Origin of the sequence: Escherichia sp. E10V10 (assembly GCF_004211985.1) — a bacterium.
Taxonomy (GTDB): Bacteria; Pseudomonadota; Gammaproteobacteria; order Enterobacterales; family Enterobacteriaceae; genus Escherichia.
Genome location: NZ_RHJO01000005.1, coordinates 248,544 through 266,296, shown reverse-complemented (window position 1 = coordinate 266,296; position 17,753 = coordinate 248,544). Strand labels below are relative to the sequence as shown.

At 50.9% G+C, this 17,753-nt stretch carries 15 protein-coding genes; 7 read left to right on the top strand and 8 right to left on the bottom strand.

Annotation, left to right across the window (positions count from 1 at the left end; genetic code table 11):
• Positions 1-142: 142 nt before the first annotated feature.
• Together D9736_RS12230 and mdtD are read left to right on the top strand one after the other, a co-directional pair.
• Positions 143-835, top strand: a complete 693-nt coding sequence (locus D9736_RS12230) for a FadR/GntR family transcriptional regulator (RefSeq protein WP_130222537.1) — start codon at positions 143-145, stop codon at positions 833-835.
• 25 nt (positions 836-860) lie between these two features.
• Positions 861-2,288 carry a multidrug transporter subunit MdtD gene (mdtD, locus tag D9736_RS12225; protein WP_130215066.1) on the top strand — a complete coding sequence of 476 codons (1,428 nt, stop codon included), beginning with the start codon at positions 861-863 and terminating at the stop codon, positions 2,286-2,288.
• Here mdtD and rbsR read toward each other — a convergent pair.
• The 7 genes from rbsR to kup form a co-directional block, all read right to left on the bottom strand.
• The gene (gene rbsR, locus D9736_RS12220) at positions 2,254-3,246 is read right to left on the bottom strand and encodes a ribose operon transcriptional repressor RbsR (protein WP_130258407.1); all 993 of its coding nucleotides are present in this window, start codon (positions 3,244-3,246) and stop codon (positions 2,254-2,256) included. The genes mdtD and rbsR overlap by 35 nt on opposite strands.
• A 3-nt stretch (positions 3,247-3,249) precedes the next feature.
• On the bottom strand, positions 3,250-4,179 hold the full coding sequence (gene rbsK, locus D9736_RS12215; protein WP_130258410.1) for a ribokinase: 930 nt from the start codon (positions 4,177-4,179) through the stop codon (positions 3,250-3,252).
• Between the two features lie 128 nt (positions 4,180-4,307).
• Positions 4,308-5,198, bottom strand: coding sequence for a ribose ABC transporter substrate-binding protein RbsB (gene rbsB, locus D9736_RS12210; protein WP_001056273.1), 891 nt, complete (start codon positions 5,196-5,198; stop codon positions 4,308-4,310).
• Positions 5,199-5,222: 24 nt separating this feature from the next.
• The gene (gene rbsC / locus D9736_RS12205) at positions 5,223-6,188 is read right to left on the bottom strand and encodes a ribose ABC transporter permease (protein ID WP_000211858.1); all 966 of its coding nucleotides are present in this window, start codon (positions 6,186-6,188) and stop codon (positions 5,223-5,225) included.
• Between the two features lie 4 nt (positions 6,189-6,192).
• Positions 6,193-7,698, bottom strand: a complete 1,506-nt coding sequence (gene rbsA / locus D9736_RS12200) for a ribose ABC transporter ATP-binding protein RbsA (protein WP_130258406.1) — start codon at positions 7,696-7,698, stop codon at positions 6,193-6,195.
• A 7-nt stretch (positions 7,699-7,705) separates the two neighbouring features.
• On the bottom strand, positions 7,706-8,125 hold the full coding sequence (rbsD, locus tag D9736_RS12195; protein ID WP_130258405.1) for a D-ribose pyranase: 420 nt from the start codon (positions 8,123-8,125) through the stop codon (positions 7,706-7,708).
• A gap of 168 nt (positions 8,126-8,293) precedes the next feature.
• On the bottom strand, positions 8,294-10,162 hold the full coding sequence (gene kup, locus D9736_RS12190) for a low affinity potassium transporter Kup (RefSeq protein ID WP_086218933.1): 1,869 nt from the start codon (positions 10,160-10,162) through the stop codon (positions 8,294-8,296).
• Positions 10,163-10,384: 222 nt separating this feature from the next.
• On the opposite strand from kup, the gene ravA reads away from it, so the two are divergent.
• A complete protein-coding gene (gene ravA / locus D9736_RS12185; protein ID WP_130258404.1) occupies positions 10,385-11,881 on the top strand; it encodes an ATPase RavA in 1,497 nt (498 codons plus the stop codon).
• Positions 11,875-13,326, top strand: coding sequence for an ATPase RavA stimulator ViaA (viaA, locus tag D9736_RS12180; protein ID WP_130215076.1), 1,452 nt, complete (start codon positions 11,875-11,877; stop codon positions 13,324-13,326). The genes ravA and viaA overlap by 7 nt, the downstream gene beginning before the upstream one ends.
• A 4-nt stretch (positions 13,327-13,330) precedes the next feature.
• Here the strand turns inward: viaA and asnA are convergent, their stop codons facing one another.
• A complete protein-coding gene (gene asnA, locus D9736_RS12175; RefSeq protein ID WP_046081397.1) occupies positions 13,331-14,323 on the bottom strand; it encodes an aspartate--ammonia ligase in 993 nt (330 codons plus the stop codon).
• Between the two features lie 151 nt (positions 14,324-14,474).
• Here asnA and asnC point away from each other — a divergent pair, with 151 nt between their 5' ends.
• From asnC to mnmG, 3 genes are all read left to right on the top strand, one after another.
• A complete protein-coding gene (gene asnC / locus D9736_RS12170) occupies positions 14,475-14,933 on the top strand; it encodes a transcriptional regulator AsnC (RefSeq protein WP_000432970.1) in 459 nt (152 codons plus the stop codon).
• 89 nt (positions 14,934-15,022) lie between these two features.
• The gene (gene mioC / locus D9736_RS12165; RefSeq protein ID WP_130258403.1) at positions 15,023-15,466 is read left to right on the top strand and encodes an FMN-binding protein MioC; all 444 of its coding nucleotides are present in this window, start codon (positions 15,023-15,025) and stop codon (positions 15,464-15,466) included.
• A gap of 378 nt (positions 15,467-15,844) precedes the next feature.
• Entirely contained in the window at positions 15,845-17,734 is a 1,890-nt protein-coding gene (mnmG, locus tag D9736_RS12160; RefSeq protein ID WP_130206830.1) for a tRNA uridine-5-carboxymethylaminomethyl(34) synthesis enzyme MnmG, read from the top strand.
• The last annotated feature ends 19 nt before the right edge of the window (positions 17,735-17,753 follow it).

Genomic DNA, 17,753 nt, shown 5'->3' with positions numbered 1-17,753 from the left:
AAAATAATTTTCCGAATGCGCGTTTTTTCAGCAAAACACCTGTAAGCGTGCCATAAAACAAGCAATTTGCCGTTTTTGCAACCGCAATCACACTTCCAGGTGGCATACTAAAGAGGAATAAAAAGAAAAAGGAAGATAAGTAATGCCTTTAAGCGCACAACAGTTAGCTGCACAGAAAAACCTTTCATATGTTCTGGCTGAGAAGCTGGCACAACGAATCTTAAAAGGTGAATACGCACCTGGCACCATTTTGCCGGGTGAAATTGAACTGGGTGAGCAATTTGGTGTGAGTCGTACTGCGGTACGCGAAGCGGTCAAGACGTTAACGGCAAAGGGGATGGTTTTACCGCGTCCACGAATTGGTACTCGGGTCATGCCACAATCCAACTGGAACTTTCTTGATCAGGAATTACTCACCTGGTGGATGACAGAAGAGAACTTTCATCAGGTCATTGATCACTTTTTGGTTATGCGTATCTGTCTGGAGCCGCAAGCCTGTTTACTGGCTGCAACGGTAGGAACAGCAGAACAGAAGGCGCATCTCAACACGCTAATGGCCGAAATGGTCGCATTAAAAGATAACTTTCGCCGAGAACGTTGGGTTGAGGTCGATATGGCCTGGCATGAGCACATCTATGAAATGAGCGCCAATCCGTTTTTGACCTCTTTCGCTTCGCTATTCCATTCGGTTTATCACACTTACTTCACGTCAATAACCAGTGACACAGTGATAAAGCTGGATCTGCACCAGGCGATCGTCGATGCGATTATCCAAAGCGATGGCAACGCGGCATTTAAAGCTTGTCAGGCGCTACTACACACTCCGGATAAGTGATAATAACCAGACAAAGGGACATTGAATGAGCGAGAAAAAGAAGCGCAGTATGGCGGGTTTGCCATGGATTGCGGCGATGGCTTTCTTCATGCAGGCACTTGATGCCACCATCCTGAATACAGCCCTACCCGATATCGCTCATAGTCTTAATCGCTCCCCCCTCGCTATGCAATCGGCCATCATCAGTTACACGCTGACGGTGGCGATGCTTATTCCGGTCAGCGGATGGCTGGCCGATCGCTTCGGCACACGCCGCGTTTTCACCATTGCCGTTAGCTTGTTCACGTTGGGTTCTCTGGCCTGCGCACTCTCAAACTCGCTGCCACAACTGGTTATCTTCCGTGTTATTCAGGGGATAGGCGGCGCAATGATGATGCCGGTCGCTCGCCTGGCGTTACTGCGCGCATACCCACGCAATGAACTCCTCCCGGTACTGAATTTTGTCGCCATGCCGGGTCTGGTAGGGCCGATTTTAGGGCCCGTTCTTGGGGGCATGTTAGTCACGTGGGCAACATGGCACTGGATCTTTTTAATCAATATTCCCATTGGTATTGCGGGCCTTCTTTACGCTCGCAAACATATGCCCAACTTCACCACAGCACGTCGAAAATTTGATATCACTGGTTTTTTACTGTTTGGTCTTAGCCTTGTGCTCTTCTCAAGTGGAATAGAACTGTTTGGTGAGAAAATTGTTGAAACCTGGATTGCCTTAACGGTCATTGTGGCCAGCATAGTGTTACTGCTTCTCTATATTCTCCATGCGCGACGAACGCCAAACCCATTAATTTCATTAAATTTATTTAAAACCCGCACTTTCTCGATCGGTATCGTAGGCAATATTGCAACCCGTCTGGGGACCGGCTGTGTACCGTTCCTTATGCCATTGATGTTACAGGTAGGATTTGGTTATCAGGCGTTTATTGCCGGCTGCATGATGGCACCGATAGCGTTAGGCTCCATTATTGCGAAATCGATGGTTACGCAGGTTTTACGGCGTCTGGGCTATCGCCATACGTTAGTGGGAATTACGGTGATTATTGGTTTGATGATCGCCCAGTTCTCATTGCAATCTCCGGCAATGGCGATCTGGATGCTAATTTTGCCGTTGTTTATTTTAGGGATGGCGATGTCAACGCAATTTACCGCGATGAATACCATAACACTTGCCGATCTGACCGATGACAACGCCAGCAGTGGTAACAGCGTCCTGGCGGTCACGCAACAGTTATCGATCAGTTTAGGCGTAGCCGTTAGCGCAGCCGTTCTTCGCGTTTACGAAGGGATGGAAGGTACGACGATTGTTGAACAATTCCACTATACGTTTATTACGATGGGGATTATTACGGTTGCTTCAGCAGCGATGTTCATGCTCCTGAAGGCAACTGATGGTAATAATTTGATTAAACGCCAGCAAAAATCTAAGCCGAGCCGCGCGCCATCAGAATCGGAGTAAGTTGTAATCGTTGTTGCTGTAAGGTTGGCTGCGCCATTCGATGGATGAGTACATCAATCGCCAGCTCTCCCAATTCATCTTTCGGTTGATGGATAGTGGTGAGCGGTGGCGTCATATAACGTGCCAGTTCAATATCGTCATAACCAATCACCGCGATATCCTGCGGGACATGCAATCCAGCCTGGTACAACGCCTGGTAAACACCCACTGCCATTGCGTCATTTCCGGTAAAGACCGCCTGAGGACGCAGCGAATGTGATAACAGCTGTCGCATAGCGTTAAACCCGCCGTTAAATTCAAAATCGCCAGTCACTTCATAACCATCAGGAATGTCGAGGCCAGCACGTTTCATCGCTGCCCGATAACCTTCCAGTCGCAAGCGTGCAGGCGTTTTATCCAGAGGTCCGGTAATACAGGCGATACGAGTATGACCTTTGTCGATCAGATATTGCGTCGCTAAATCTCCGCCCAGCAACGAGTTATCCTGAATGAGATCGCTGTCGCCATCGAACGGCGCCCAGTCCATCATCACGGTTGGCACTGTCGGATAACGTTGCATGATTTCACGCGAAGGCTGATGCGTTTCGGTGCACAGTAACAGCAAGCCATCAACGCGTTTTTGCATCAACGTTTCCAGATTACGATTCATTCGCTGCTCATCGCCTTCGGTATTACAAAGGACAAGACTATAGCCGCGTTCGAAGCAACTGCGTTCAACACCACGCACCAGTTCAGAATAGAAAGGATTAGTACTGGCGGTGATCAACATGCCAATGGTATGTGTTTGATTAAGCTTGAGACTACGCGCCAGAGCTGATGGCGCGTAATTGAGTTCTTTAATCGCCGCTTCAACTTTGGCGGTAATCGCTTCACTGACGAAGCGATCTTTATTGATGACGTGAGAAACTGTTGAGGTAGAAACGCCCGCCAGGCGGGCAACATCTTTCATTGTAGCCAAGCGTCACCTCTGCCTGTCTAAAAATGCGTCGATCTCTTCACGCCACGGTACGGAAGGTTGTGCGCCTTTACGTGTTACGGCAATCGCAGCTGCGGCATGGGCAAAACGAATCGCCTCTGGCAATGGTTTTTCTTCCAACAACGCCGTGATTAACGCGCCGTTAAAGGTATCTCCGGCAGCAATGGTATCGACAGCCTGCACCCGGAATCCAGGAACGCGCTGACCTTCACCATTCACGCTAGCCCATACACCACGACTTCCTAAAGTAATCAGTACAGTTCGGATACCTTTCTCATGCAGTACCTGCGCCGCCTTCGCTGCATCTTCATCACTTTCAACACGAATACCGGTGAGCTTTTCTGCTTCCGTTTCGTTTGGCGTAATAATGTCCACCAGCGCCAACAGTTCGTCAGGAAGTTCGCGAGCCGGAGCCGGGTTAAGCGCAACGATAGTCTTATTTTGATGGGCGATTTTCGCCGCTGCCATCACACTTTCGAGTGGTGATTCCAGCTGCATTAATAATGCTGAGGCATTCGCAATACGCTCGCGTTGTGCTTCTACCAGCACAGGGGAAAGGGCGGCGTTAGCGCCGGAATGAATACCGATGACGTTCTCGCCTTCACTATTAACAAAAATCAGCGCCACACCTGTTGATTCGCCTTTGATCACGCTGACCGGAGAAATATCAATGTTATCAGTAGCGAGCTGCTGACGTACGCTCTCGCCAATACTGTCATCGCCCGTGCAGGCTATAAACGCGATATTCGCACCGCTACGCCCTGCTGCCACCGCCTGATTCGCACCTTTGCCGCCAAATGCGACTTGATAGTGGTTACCGGTTACGGTTTCGCCTGGAGTAGGAAAAGATTGAAGATTAAGGATATGGTCAGCATTAATGCTGCCAAGAACAACGAGGCTGCCTGCGTTTTGCATATTCGGGATGTCCATAAAATGCGCCACCGGGTTAGGGTGGCGCGTGCCCTGCTTTTCTTTATATTACACGTTCATCTGTCGATGACGTATTGATGCCACTATCAGGTTATAAAACCTGACCAAGACTACTACTGCTTAACAACCAGTTTCAGATCAACCGGATATTTCGCCTGAACTTTTTCGCCTTTCAGAACTTTATCCGCGGTTTCGACACCTTTCGCGCCAATCTGATCGGGTAACTGAGCGATAGTCGCTGCCAGTTTGCCATCATTTACTGCTTTTTCGCCATCAGGTGTACCGTCAAATCCGACGACCATCACATCCGATTTACCAGCAGTTTGCAGCGCACGCAGTGCGCCCAGCGCCATTTCATCGTTCTGCGCAAACACTGCCTGCACATCCGGATGAGCGGTCAGTAGGTTCTGCATTACGTTCAAACCTTTGGTACGGTCGAAGTCCGCCGGCTGGCTGGCAAGGACGTTAAATTTGTGAGCAGCAACAGCCTGCTGGAAGCCTTCGCCACGTTCACGGGCTGCGGATGTACCGGCAATGCCTTGCAGCTCGATAACTTTGGCACCTTCGCCCGCTTTCTTCGCGATGTAATCACCGGCGATTTTGCCACCCAGTACGTTATCAGAAGCAATGTGGCTCACCACTTCGCCTTTCGTGGCCTGACGGTCAAGGGTGATAACCGGGATGTTCGCCTGGTTTGCCATCTTCACGGCGTTACCCACCGCGTCGGAGTCAGTCGGGTTAATCAGCAGAATTTTGGTGCCGCGAACGGTTAAGTCCTGCACGTTCGCCAGCTCTTTCGCCGGGTTGTTCTGGGAGTCCAGCACCACCAGGTTATAGCCGAGTTTATCCGCCTCTTTCTGCGCGCCATCTTTCAGCGATACAAAGAACGGGTTATTGAGTGTGGAAACCACCAGCGCAATGGTGTCTTTTGCCATTGCATTCGCACTAACGGTGGCGCTTAGCGCAACAGCAGAAACCAGGGTAGCCAGTTTTTTCATGTTCATATTCAAGATGTCCTGTAGTCGTTATTACTGCTTTTTGTTGTCTACCAGCACCGCCAGCAAAATCACCACAGCTTTGACGATCATCTGGTAATAGGAGGAAACACCTAACAAATTCAATCCATTATTAAGGAAGCCAAGAATTAATGCGCCGATCAACGTCCCAACAATGCGACCTTTTCCGCCCGCCAGGCTCGTACCGCCCAGAACCACTGCCGCAATAGCATCCAGCTCATAGCCAGTCCCCGCCGTGGGTTGTGCAGAGGAGAGACGCGCCACTTCAATGATCCCGGCCAGCGATGCCAGCAGACCACAAAGAGAATAGACGATGATTTTGATTTTATTGACGTTGATACCAGAAAGACGCGTTGCCGCTTCGTTGCCGCCCAGCGCATAGATGTAACGCCCCAGACGCGTGTGATGCAGCATGTACCAGGCCGCGAGGAAGACAATTCCCATGATCCAGACTGGCGTCGGTACGCCCAGCGGACGACCAATACCAAACCAGCCAAACAGATCGGCGTTCTCAGTAAAGCCGGTATTCACTGGGCTACCGTTGGTATAAACCATGGTCACACCGCGCAGTAAAAGCATCATAACCAGCGTAGCGATAAACGCCTGGACGCGGCCTTTCGCCACAATCACCCCTGTTACCGCACCAATTGCGGCACCTAATGCCAGTGCGGCAGCGACAGCCACCAGCGCATTGACTTCAATGCCGACGATAGACGCAGCAACTGCGCCAGTCAGCGCCAACAGAGAACCGACGGACAGGTCGATGCCCGACGTCAGGATCACCAGCGTCATGCCGACCGCCATAATGGCGTTCACCGAGGTTTGCTGGAGAATATTGAATAAGTTATTGATGGTGAAAAAGTTCGGGCTTAACGTCGAGACAATCGCGATCAGCACCAGCAGAGCGATAAGCGATTTCTGCTCCATCAGCCACGCTTTCGTGAAATAACGGCGACCAGAGACAGTCTGGGTTGTCATTTTTTTACTCCTGATTCACGCGATTAAGCTTGCCCACAGCGGCAGCCATTAACACTTCCTGGGTGGCTTGCTCACGAGTAAATTCCCCGCTGAGATGCCCTTCATGCATGACGATGATGCGATCGCTCATGCCTAATACTTCTGGCATCTCCGATGACACCAGAATGATGCTCAAGCCATCGGCTTTGAACTGGTTAATCAGTTGATAGATCTCTTTTTTCGCGCCGACATCTACACCACGGGTAGGTTCATCAAGGATAAGTACTTTCGGGCGCGTCATCAGACCGCGGGCAATCGCCACTTTTTGCTGATTGCCACCGGAGAGCAGGCCAATTGCCTGTTCCATTGACGGCGTTTTCACATTGAACAGGCGAATAAAATCACTCACAGCCTGTTGTTCATCGGCATGCTTCAAACTGCCGCCAGTACGGCTGAAGTAGCGCAGCGCAGTCAGCGACATATTTTCTTTTACTGACATGCCCAAGACTAAACCGTCGCGTTTACGGTCTTCAGAGATATACACAATGCCGTTTGCCAGGCCATCCTGCGGTGAACGAGTAATAACTTCATGCCCATCCAGCGTGACATAACCGCTGGTGCGCGGTAGTGCGCCGTAGAGCACTTTCATCAGTTCGGTACGACCTGCGCCCATCAAACCAGAGACGCCAAGAATTTCGCCTTTGCGTAAAGTAAAAGAGACATCGTTAACGCCAGGTCCGCAGAGATTATCGACTTTCAGGCGGATATCTCCCGGCGCTTTGTCCAGGTGTGGATACTGCTCTTCCAGCTTGCGGCCCACCATCATCTCAATCAGCGAATCTTCGGTCAGTGATGCCACTTCACGCTCGGCAATAAATTGCCCGTCACGAAAAATGGTAACGTCATCGCAAATCTCGAAGATTTCTTTCATGCGGTGGGAGATATAGACAATGCCGCGCCCTTGCGATTTCAGCTCGCGAATGACGCGGAACAGGGATTCGGTTTCGGTATCAGTCAGCGCATCTGTCGGTTCATCCATAATGATGACTTTCGACTCAAAGCTCAGCACTTTGGCAATTTCAACCATTTGCTGGTCACCGATGGAAAGATCGCCCACCAGCTTGTCGCTTTTAAAGCGCAGGTTAAGTTTAGCCAGCAATTTATCCGCTTCGGCATACATGGTTTTCCAGTCAATTTTGCCAAAGCGATTAACAAACTCACGACCGAGGAAAATGTTTTCGGCAATGGTCAACTGCGGGATCAGGTTCAGCTCCTGGTGGATAATCCCAATCCCGGCTTCCTGGGAAGATTTCGGCCCGGTAAATGTCGTTTCTTTCCCCAGCCATAAAAGCGTACCGGCATCGCGAGTATAGATACCGGTAAGCACTTTCATCATGGTGGATTTACCCGCGCCGTTTTCGCCTACCAGCGCCATCACGCGACCCGGATAGACATTTAACGCGGCGCCCGAGAGGGCTTTTACGCCCGGAAAGGCTTTATCAATGCCTTTAAGCTGTAGTAATGCTTCCATGACGACCTCAGAACGTCACGCCAGCACAGAGAATGATATTCGCATACGGAGAACATTCTCCGCTGCGAATTACCGCCTGACTTTCTGCGGTTAGTTGTTTGAATTGTTCATGCGTGGTGTAACGAATTTCAATGGCGTTTCCCTGGTGTTGTTGCAGCTGCTCAAGGTGAGTGAGCAACGTTTCGTGGAGTTGCGGATTATGTTGTTTGATCTCTTCCGCGATAATGGCTGCCTCAACCTGCATTTCACTCGTAACAACTCCCAGTACCTGCATAAAAGAAGGTACGCCCTGGGTTAATGCCACATCGATACGCGTTGTACTTTTTGGGATGGGTAAACCAGCATCACACACCACCAGCGTATCGGTATGCCCCAGACGGGAGATCACCGACGAAATATCAGAATTAAGAACGGTGCCTTTTTTCATTTTTTTCTCCATCAGCGAAACGTTTCGCTGACCAGCAGTTTAATCCTGACTGAACAGAGAAAACCATCGCAACGTTACTGAAATGTGATCAATATCGAAACGTTTTACATCGTGATTAAGCATGAAAAACAAAAACGCCCCCTTTATGGAGAAAGGAGGCGTCTGGCGTTAGATTTCGACCTGAGTACCCAGTTCAATAACCCGGTTTGGTGGGATTTCAAACTGATCTGGTGCACGCAGTGCATTACGCTGCAACAGCAAGTACAGTTTGCCACGCAAACGTAAGTACCACGGGCGTTTGCCGAGGATCAACGACTCATGGGACATAAAGAAGGAGGTTTCCATCATCCGGCAACTTAACCCTTCCAGGCCACAGCGGTGGAAAACTTCTTCCACGTTTGGCGTTTCTCGCCAACCATAACTTGCCACCACGCGCCAGAAAGTGGGCGACAGTTGTTCAATCTGTACCCGACGGACGTTATGGACATATGGCGCGTCTTCGGTGCGCAGAGTTAACAGAATCACCCGCTCATGCAATACCTTGTTATGTTTAAGGTTATGCATCAGCGCAAAGGGAATGACGTTGATTGCACGCGACATATACACCGCGGTCCCGGGCACGCGAACAGGCGGTGATTTCTCCAGCGAAGCAATCATCGCTTCCAGAGAGTTACCATGTTCATGCATCCGCCGCAGCAAGCGGAAACGCTCGCTCTTCCAGGTGGTCATCACGATAAACATCACCGTACCGAGGCTCAATGGCAACCAGCCGCCGGAGAGCAGTTTATCGAGGTTAGCGGTGAACAATGGAATATCGACACAAAGGAAGGCTATCAGGATCAGCGCAACAAAATACTTATTCCAGTGCCAGTTCTGACGCGCCACGGTAGTCGAAAGAATAGACGTCAGCACCATGGTTCCGGTTACCGCAATCCCATACGCCGCCGCCAGGTTACTGGAGTGCTCAAAGCTGACAATCACAATCACGACCGCGACATAGAGCATCCAGTTCACAAACGGAATATAGATTTGCCCTGACTCCATTTCGGAGGTGTGAATAATGCGCATCGGCGAAAGATATCCCAGACGTACCGCCTGACGCGTCAATGAGAAGACGCCAGAGATAACTGCCTGCGAGGCAATCACCGTTGCCAGTGCAGCGATGATCAGCAGCGGGATCAGCGCCCAATCCGGTGCTAACAGGAAGAACGGGTTCTTAATCGCTTCCGGGTTCTTTAACAACAGCGCTCCCTGGCCGAAGTAATTAAGGGTTAAGGAAGGCAAGACGACAGTGAACCACGCCAGGCGAATCGGGAACTTACCAAAATGCCCCATATCGGCATACAGCGCCTCGACTCCGGTAATCGACAGCACCACCGCCCCTAATGCAATAAAAGAAACCGTTTTGTATTCAAGGAAGAAATGCACCGCCCACACCGGATTTAGCGCATGCAGCACTTCCGGGTTAGCAATAATGCTACGTAACCCCAGCCCTGCCAGAATCAAAAACCAGGTCAGCATGATCGGCGCAAACAGCTTACCGACCATAGCAGTGCCATGTTTTTGAATCATAAACAGTAAAGTAAGAACGATGATTGAGAGGGGAACTATCCAGGTATCCAGTTGCGGGGCGACGATTTCCAGACCTTCAATGGCAGACATCACCGAAATAGCGGGAGTAATGACGACTTCACCATAGAAAAAGCTGCCACCGATTAGCCCCATAATCACTAACATTGAAGTCGTTCGAGCCGACGTATTACGCCCGGCAAGCGACATCAACGTCAGAATACCCCCTTCTCCGGCGTTATCCGCGCGCATCACGAAGGTAAGATATTTGATGGAAACCACAAAGATTAGCAGCCAGAAGATCAGCGATAAAAAGCCAAACACGGCATCGCGTTCAACGCCAAAACCAAACTGGCCGGACAAACATTCACGAAGTGTATATAACGGGCTGGTACCAATATCGCCGTAGACAACTCCAATCGCCGCGAGGGTTATCGCGGGCAACGATTGCTTATTATCAGTGCTCATAGACTAGTCTTTCGTTGAAATATGAAATGTGTGCGTAGTCCCTTGGCCCACAAAAAAGCGCTCAGTATGCACGATTAACGGCAAAATCGTACTCCTAAATGCGGCCACATTAACCTGGCTCAAAGAAAAATATCCCTTCTTTGAGACTATTTTTGCCACCAGCAAGAAACGTCTATACTCGCAATTTACGCAGAACTTTTGACGAAAGGACGCCACTTCATTATGGCTCACCCTCATTTATTAGCGGAAAGAATTTCCCGCCTGAGCAGCGCGCTGGAAAAGGGGCTTTATGAACGTAGCCACGCCATCCGCCTGTGTTTGTTAGCGGCATTAAGTGGTGAAAGCGTGTTCCTGCTTGGCCCCCCAGGTATTGCTAAAAGTCTGATCGCCCGTCGCTTAAAATTCGCCTTCCAGAATGCGCGCGATTTTGAATATCTGATGACCCGCTTCTCCACCCCGGAAGAAGTTTTTGGCCCCCTTTCCATTCAGGCGTTAAAAGATGAGGGACGCTATGAACGCTTAACCAGCGGTTACCTGCCGGAAGCAGAAATCGTCTTTCTGGATGAAATCTGGAAAGCTGGCCCGGCAATTCTTAATACCCTGCTAACCGCTATTAACGAACGTCAATTCCGTAACGGTGCTCATGTCGAAAAAATCCCGATGCGCTTGCTCGTGGCGGCCTCCAACGAGCTGCCGGAAGCAGACAGCAGTCTGGAAGCGTTATATGACCGCATGCTGATTCGTCTGTGGTTAGATAAAGTGCAGGATAAAGCGAATTTCCGCTCCATGCTGACCAGCCAACAAGATGAAAATAACAATCCGGTTCCTGCCGCCTTGCAGGTCACTGATGAAGAATATGAACGCTGGCAGAAAGAGATTAGTGAAATTACGCTGCCCGATCATGTATTTGAGCTGATTTTTATGCTGCGCCAGCAACTGGATAAATTACCAGATGCGCCTTACGTCTCCGATCGTCGCTGGAAAAAAGCGATCCGCTTATTGCAGGCCAGCGCTTTTTTTAGTGGTCGCAGTGCTGTTGCCCCGGTTGATCTTATCTTGCTGAAAGATTGCCTGTGGTATGACGCGCAAAGCCTGAATTTGATTCAACAACAAATTGATTTATTGATGACCGGTCATGCCTGGCAACAGCAAGGGATGTTGACCCGCCTGGGCGCGATTGTGCAACGTCGTCTGCAACTCCAGCAGCAACAAAGCGATAAAACAGCCTTAACGGTAATTCGTCTGGGCGGCATTTTCAGCCGTCGTCAGCAGTATCAGCTTCCTGTCAACGTTACGGATTCCAATCTGACTCTGCTGCTGCAAAAACCGTTAAAACTGCATGATATGGAAGTAGTTCATATCTCCTTTGAGCGTAGCGCGCTGGAACAGTGGCTGAGCAAAGGTGGTGAAATTCGTGGCAAACTGAACGGTATCGGCTTTGCCCAGAAACTGAATCTGGAGGTTGATAGCGCCCAACATCTGGTTGTACGCGATGTAAGTTTACAAGGCAGTATGCTGGCGCTCCCCGGTTCATCGGCTGAAGGTCTGCCAGGTGAAATAAAACAACAACTGGACGAGCTTGAAAGCGACTGGCGTAAGCAACACGTTTTATTCAGCGAACAGCAAAAATGTCTGTTTATCCCTGGCGACTGGTTAGGTCGCATTGAAGCCAGCCTACAGGATGTCGGCGCCCAGATTCGCCAGGCGCAACAATGCTAACACTGGATACGCTCAATGTGATGCTGGCCGTCAGCGAAGAGGGATTGATCGAAGAGATGATCATCGCGCTGCTGGCCTCACCGCAGCTGGCGGTATTCTTTGAAAAATTCCCGCGCCTCAAGGCGGCAATCACCGATGATATTCCCCGCTGGCGTGAGGTGCTGCATAGCCGCCTGAAAGATGCGCGTGTCCCGCCGGAACTCACTGAAGAGGTCATGTGCTATCAGCAAAGCCAGCTTCTCTCCACGCCGCAGTTTATTGTGCAGCTACCCCAGATTCTGGACTTACTGCATCGTCTGAATTCCCCGTGGGCCGAACAAGCCCGACAGCTGGTTGATGCTAACAGCACTATCACTCCGTCATTGCATACGCTTTTTCTCCAGCGTTGGCGCTTAAGCCTGATTGTGCAAGCGACGACCCTGAATCAGCAGTTATTAGAAGAAGAACGCGAACAACTGTTGAGCGAAGTTCAGGAACGCATGACATTAAGCGGGCAGCTCGAACCTGTTCTGGCAGATAACAACACCGCAGCCGGTCGTCTGTGGGATATGAGCGCCGGTCAGCTTAAACGCGGCGACTATCAGTTGATTGTGAAATACGGGGAATTTCTTAACGAACAGCCGGAACTGAAACGTCTGGCGGAACAGCTGGGACGTTCGCGGGAGGCCAAATCAATCCCCCGCAACGATGCGCAGATGGAAACCTTCCGCACCATGGTGCGCGAACCAGCAACCGTTCCTGAGCAGGTTGATGGCCTGCAACAAAGCGATGATATTTTACGCCTTCTGCCGCCGGAACTGGCGACACTGGGCATCACTGAACTGGAATATGAATTTTATCGTCGGCTGGTGGAAAAACAGTTGCTCACCTATCGCCTGCACGGTGAGTCGTGGCGTGAAAAAGTGATCGAACGCCCGGTGGTGCATAAAGATTACGACGAACAGCCGCGCGGACCGTTTATTGTCTGCGTGGATACTTCCGGCTCAATGGGCGGCTTTAATGAACAGTGTGCGAAAGCGTTCTGCCTGGCCTTGATGCGCATAGCCCTAGCTGAAAATCGACGCTGCTATATTATGTTATTTTCCACCGAGATCGTCCGTTACGAGCTTTCAGGCCCACAAGGTCTTGAACAAGCGATCCGCTTTTTAAGTCAGCAGTTTCGTGGCGGCACCGATCTGGCCAGTTGCTTTCGCGCCATTATGGAACGCTTACAAAGTCGGGAATGGTTTGACGCTGATGCGGTGGTGATTTCTGATTTTATCGCCCAGCGGTTGCCTGACGATGTGACGAGTAAAGTGAAAGAGTTGCAGCGGGTACATCAGCATCGCTTTCATGCCGTGGCGATGTCGGCACACGGCAAACCCGGCATCATGCGCATTTTCGATCATATCTGGCGCTTTGATACCGGGATGCGAAGCCGCCTGCTCAGACGCTGGCGGCGATAAACGATTACAGCAGAGAAGGGACGCTCTCGCGAACAGCTGCCGGCCATACACCACACTGAACCTGGCCGATATGCGGCAGTTGCAGCAGCAGCATAGTCAAACGAGACTGGCCGATACCGCCGCCGATGGTCTGCGGCATTTCACCACGCAGCAGTGCCTGATGCCATTCCAGCTGCAGACGATCTTCATCACCGGTCAGCGCCAGTTGATGCTTCAGTGTGTCGGCATCCACGCGGATCCCCATGGAAGAAAGCTCAAACGCATCTTCCAGTACCGGGTTCCATACCAGAATATCGCCGTTCAGACCCGCATGACCCAGCTCTGACGGGGTGCTCCAGTCATCATAATCCGGTGCGCGCACGTCGTGGCGATGACCATCACTCAGCTTGCCACCAATCCCGACGAGGAATACCGCGCCAAGATCTTTCGCAATCGCCCGCTCACGCCCTTTGGCATCGAGATCCGGATAACGAGCCAGTAACTCCTGGCTGTGTACGAAGTGGATCTGATCCGGCAGGAACGGTGCCAGACCAAACTCTTCGCTAACAGCAGCTTCGGTTGCTTTAATTCCCGCCCAGATCGCCTCTACTGTGCTTTTCAGAGTGGAGAATTGACGCTCACCGTCGCCCATTACGCGTTCCCAGTCCCACTGGTCAACATAGACCGAGTGCAGCGGGGAAAGACGGTCTTCATCGGGGCGAAGGGCTTTCATGTGCGTGTACAGCCCCTCGCCCACGCTGAAGTCGTGTTGCCCTAATGTCTGACGTTTCCACTTCGCCAGTGAATGAACCACTTCGAACTGGGCATCAGGCAGAGCTTTCACTTTTACCTGTACCGCTTTTTCACAGCCCGACAAGTTATCCTGCGTGCCATCCCCCACACGGCTAAGAATCGGTGCCTGGACTTCAATCAGCCCTAAGCGTTCTTCCAGTTGACGAGAAAAGTGAGATTTCACGAAGCTAATTTGACGTTGTTTGGCAATGTAAGCGGTTTTCATTTTTTATACTCCTGCGTCCTGTTGCTTATGATTAAGCAACAAAAACCGACACACATGCAATAATCATTCAATAAAAAGCCTAACTCACTTTTGATTCGTCAAAAAAGAAGGCTAAAATAGAATAAATCATCAATACACATAAGAAAATCCTATGGAAAATTATCTGATCGACAATCTGGACCGCGGCATCCTGGAAGCGTTAATGGGCAATGCACGCACCGCTTACGCCGAACTGGCGAAACAATTTGGCGTAAGCCCGGGGACGATTCACGTTCGTGTAGAGAAAATGAAGCAGGCGGGGATCATTACCGGTGCCCGTATCGACGTCAGCCCAAAACAGCTCGGTTATGACGTAGGCTGTTTTATCGGCATTATCCTGAAGAGCGCAAAAGACTATCCTTCCGCGCTGGCAAAGCTGGAAAGTCTCGACGAAGTCACCGAAGCCTATTACACCACCGGCCACTACAGCATCTTTATAAAAGTAATGTGCCGCTCGATCGACGCCCTCCAGCATGTACTTATCAACAAGATCCAAACAATTGATGAAATTCAGTCCACCGAGACATTGATCGTCCTGCAGAACCCGATCATGCGTACCATTAAGCCCTGATCAGCTTTTTTAATCCCATACTTTTCCACAGGTAGATCCCAGCGCGTTCACAGCGTACAATACGCCACTCTTAATAAAGGTGGCGGTTTATGGCAGATATCACTCTTATCAGCGGCAGCACCCTGGGCGGTGCCGAATATGTAGCAGAACACCTGGCTGAAAAGCTGGAAGAGGCGGGTTTTACCACCGAAACGCTGCACGGTCCGCTGTTAGAAGATTTATCTGCCTCTGGGATCTGGCTGGTTATCAGCTCAACCCACGGTGCCGGAGACATTCCGGACAACCTTTCTCCTTTCTATGAAGCATTGCAGGAACAAAAGCCCGATCTTTCTGCGGTGCGCTTTGGCGCAATCGGTATTGGCAGTCGTGAATACGACACTTTTTGTGGGGCCATAGATAAACTCGAGGCAGAACTCAAAAATTCCGGTGCCAAACAGATTGGTGAAACACTGAAGATCAACGTTCTTGATCACGACATTCCGGAAGATCCGGCAGAAGAATGGCTGGGATCGTGGATTAATTTACTCAAATAAGTATACAGATCGTGCGATCTACTGTGGATAACTCTGTCAGGAAGCTTGGATCAACCGGTAGTTATCCAAAGAACAACTGTTGTTCAGTTTTTGAGTTGTGCATAACCCATCATTCTGATCCCAGCTTATACTGTCCAGGATCACCGATCATTCACAGTTAATGATCCTTTCCAGGTTGTTGATCTTAAAAGCCGGATCCTTGTTATCCACAGGGCAGTGCGATCCTAATAAGAGATCACAATAGAACAGATCTCTAAATAAATAGATCTTCTTTTTAATACCCAGGATCCCGGGGCTTTCTCAAGCCGACAAAGTTGAGTAGAATCCACGGCCCGGGCTTCAATCCATTTTCATACCGCGTTATGCGAGGCAATCACCATGTTTTATCCGGATCCTTTTGACGTCATCATCATTGGCGGGGGTCATGCAGGCACCGAGGCTGCGATGGCCGCGGCGCGTATGGGTCAACAGACTCTGCTTTTGACACACAATATCGACACTCTGGGGCAGATGAGCTGCAACCCGGCGATCGGCGGTATTGGGAAGGGACATCTGGTAAAAGAAGTGGATGCACTCGGCGGTCTGATGGCGAAAGCGATCGATCAGGCAGGTATCCAGTTTAGGATACTAAACGCCAGCAAAGGGCCGGCGGTTCGCGCTACTCGCGCTCAGGCGGATCGTGTGCTCTATCGTCAGGCGGTACGCACGGCGCTGGAGAACCAACCGAATCTGATGATCTTCCAGCAGGCAGTTGAGGATCTTATTGTCGAAAACGATCGCGTGGTTGGTGCTGTTACCCAAATGGGACTGAAGTTCCGTGCCAAAGCCGTCGTGCTCACCGTTGGAACGTTTCTCGACGGTAAAATTCATATCGGTCTGGATAATTACAGCGGTGGCCGTGCTGGTGATCCGCCATCCATTCCGCTTTCTCGCCGTTTGCGTGAACTGCCGCTGCGCGTTGGTCGTCTGAAAACCGGGACGCCGCCGCGTATCGATGCGCGCACTATCGACTTCAGCGTGCTGGCGCAACAGCATGGCGATAACCCAATGCCGGTATTCTCGTTCATGGGCAATGCGGCCCAGCACCCCCAGCAGGTGCCGTGTTATATCACCCATACCAACGAGAAAACCCATGATGTGATCCGCAGTAACCTCGATCGTAGCCCAATGTACGCAGGTGTGATCGAAGGTGTCGGCCCACGCTACTGCCCGTCGATCGAAGACAAAGTCATGCGCTTTGCCGACAGAAATCAGCATCAGATCTTCCTTGAACCGGAAGGGCTGACGTCTAACGAAATTTATCCGAACGGTATCTCCACCAGCCTGCCGTTCGATGTGCAGATGCAAATCGTCCGCTCCATGCAGGGGATGGAAAATGCGAAGATCGTGCGTCCGGGTTATGCCATCGAATATGACTTCTTCGATCCGCGCGACCTGAAACCGACGCTGGAGAGTAAGTTTATCCAGGGGCTGTTCTTTGCTGGTCAGATTAACGGCACTACCGGTTATGAAGAAGCCGCTGCGCAAGGTTTGCTGGCCGGTCTTAACGCTGCCCGTCTGTCCGCAGACAAAGAAGGTTGGGCGCCTGCGCGTTCCCAGGCTTATCTTGGTGTGCTGGTGGACGACCTCTGCACGCTGGGTACCAAAGAACCGTACCGTATGTTTACCTCCCGCGCAGAATATCGTCTGATGCTGCGCGAAGATAACGCGGATCTGCGTTTGACTGAAATCGGTCGTGAACTGGGTCTGGTAGATGACGAACGCTGGGCGCGCTTTAACGAGAAGCTTGAGAACATCGAGCGTGAGCGTCAGCGTCTGAAATCGACCTGGGTAACCCCGTCGGCGGAAGCGGCAGCCGAAGTGAATGCTCACCTGACTGCGCCGCTTTCCCGTGAAGCCAGCGGTGAAGATCTGCTGCGTCGTCCGGAAATGACGTATGAAAAATTAACCACGCTGACGCCGTTTTCCCCTGCGTTGACAGACGAACAGGCGGCGGAACAGGTTGAGATTCAGGTTAAATACGAAGGTTATATTGCGCGCCAGCAAGATGAGATCGAAAAGCAACAGCGTAACGAGAACACGCTGCTGCCTGCGACGCTGGATTACCGCCAGGTATCCGGTCTGTCTAACGAAGTGATCGCCAAACTTAACGATCACAAACCGGCCTCTATCGGTCAGGCTTCGCGTATTTCTGGCGTCACACCTGCGGCCATCTCCATTCTGCTGGTGTGGCTGAAAAAACAGGGTATGCTGCGTCGTAGCGCATAACGCATTAAAAATGCCAGGT

What these genes read in the sequence shown, in the direction of transcription:
- D9736_RS12230 (WP_130222537.1), top strand. Translation starts at nt 143, where the DNA reads ATGCCTTTAAGCGCACAACAGTTAGCTGCACAGAAAAACCTTTCATAT.
- mdtD (WP_130215066.1), top strand. Translation starts at nt 861, where the DNA reads ATGAGCGAGAAAAAGAAGCGCAGTATGGCGGGTTTGCCATGGATTGCG.
- rbsK (WP_130258410.1), bottom strand. Translation starts at nt 4,179, where the DNA reads ATGCAAAACGCAGGCAGCCTCGTTGTTCTTGGCAGCATTAATGCTGAC.
- rbsB (WP_001056273.1), bottom strand. Translation starts at nt 5,198, where the DNA reads ATGAACATGAAAAAACTGGCTACCCTGGTTTCTGCTGTTGCGCTAAGC.
- rbsC (WP_000211858.1), bottom strand. Translation starts at nt 6,188, where the DNA reads ATGACAACCCAGACTGTCTCTGGTCGCCGTTATTTCACGAAAGCGTGG.
- rbsA (WP_130258406.1), bottom strand. Translation starts at nt 7,698, where the DNA reads ATGGAAGCATTACTACAGCTTAAAGGCATTGATAAAGCCTTTCCGGGC.
- rbsD (WP_130258405.1), bottom strand. Translation starts at nt 8,125, where the DNA reads ATGAAAAAAGGCACCGTTCTTAATTCTGATATTTCGTCGGTGATCTCC.
- kup (WP_086218933.1), bottom strand. Translation starts at nt 10,162, where the DNA reads ATGAGCACTGATAATAAGCAATCGTTGCCCGCGATAACCCTCGCGGCG.
- ravA (WP_130258404.1), top strand. Translation starts at nt 10,385, where the DNA reads ATGGCTCACCCTCATTTATTAGCGGAAAGAATTTCCCGCCTGAGCAGC.
- viaA (WP_130215076.1), top strand. Translation starts at nt 11,875, where the DNA reads ATGCTAACACTGGATACGCTCAATGTGATGCTGGCCGTCAGCGAAGAG.
- asnA (WP_046081397.1), bottom strand. Translation starts at nt 14,323, where the DNA reads ATGAAAACCGCTTACATTGCCAAACAACGTCAAATTAGCTTCGTGAAA.
- asnC (WP_000432970.1), top strand. Translation starts at nt 14,475, where the DNA reads ATGGAAAATTATCTGATCGACAATCTGGACCGCGGCATCCTGGAAGCG.
- mioC (WP_130258403.1), top strand. Translation starts at nt 15,023, where the DNA reads ATGGCAGATATCACTCTTATCAGCGGCAGCACCCTGGGCGGTGCCGAA.
- mnmG (WP_130206830.1), top strand. Translation starts at nt 15,845, where the DNA reads ATGTTTTATCCGGATCCTTTTGACGTCATCATCATTGGCGGGGGTCAT.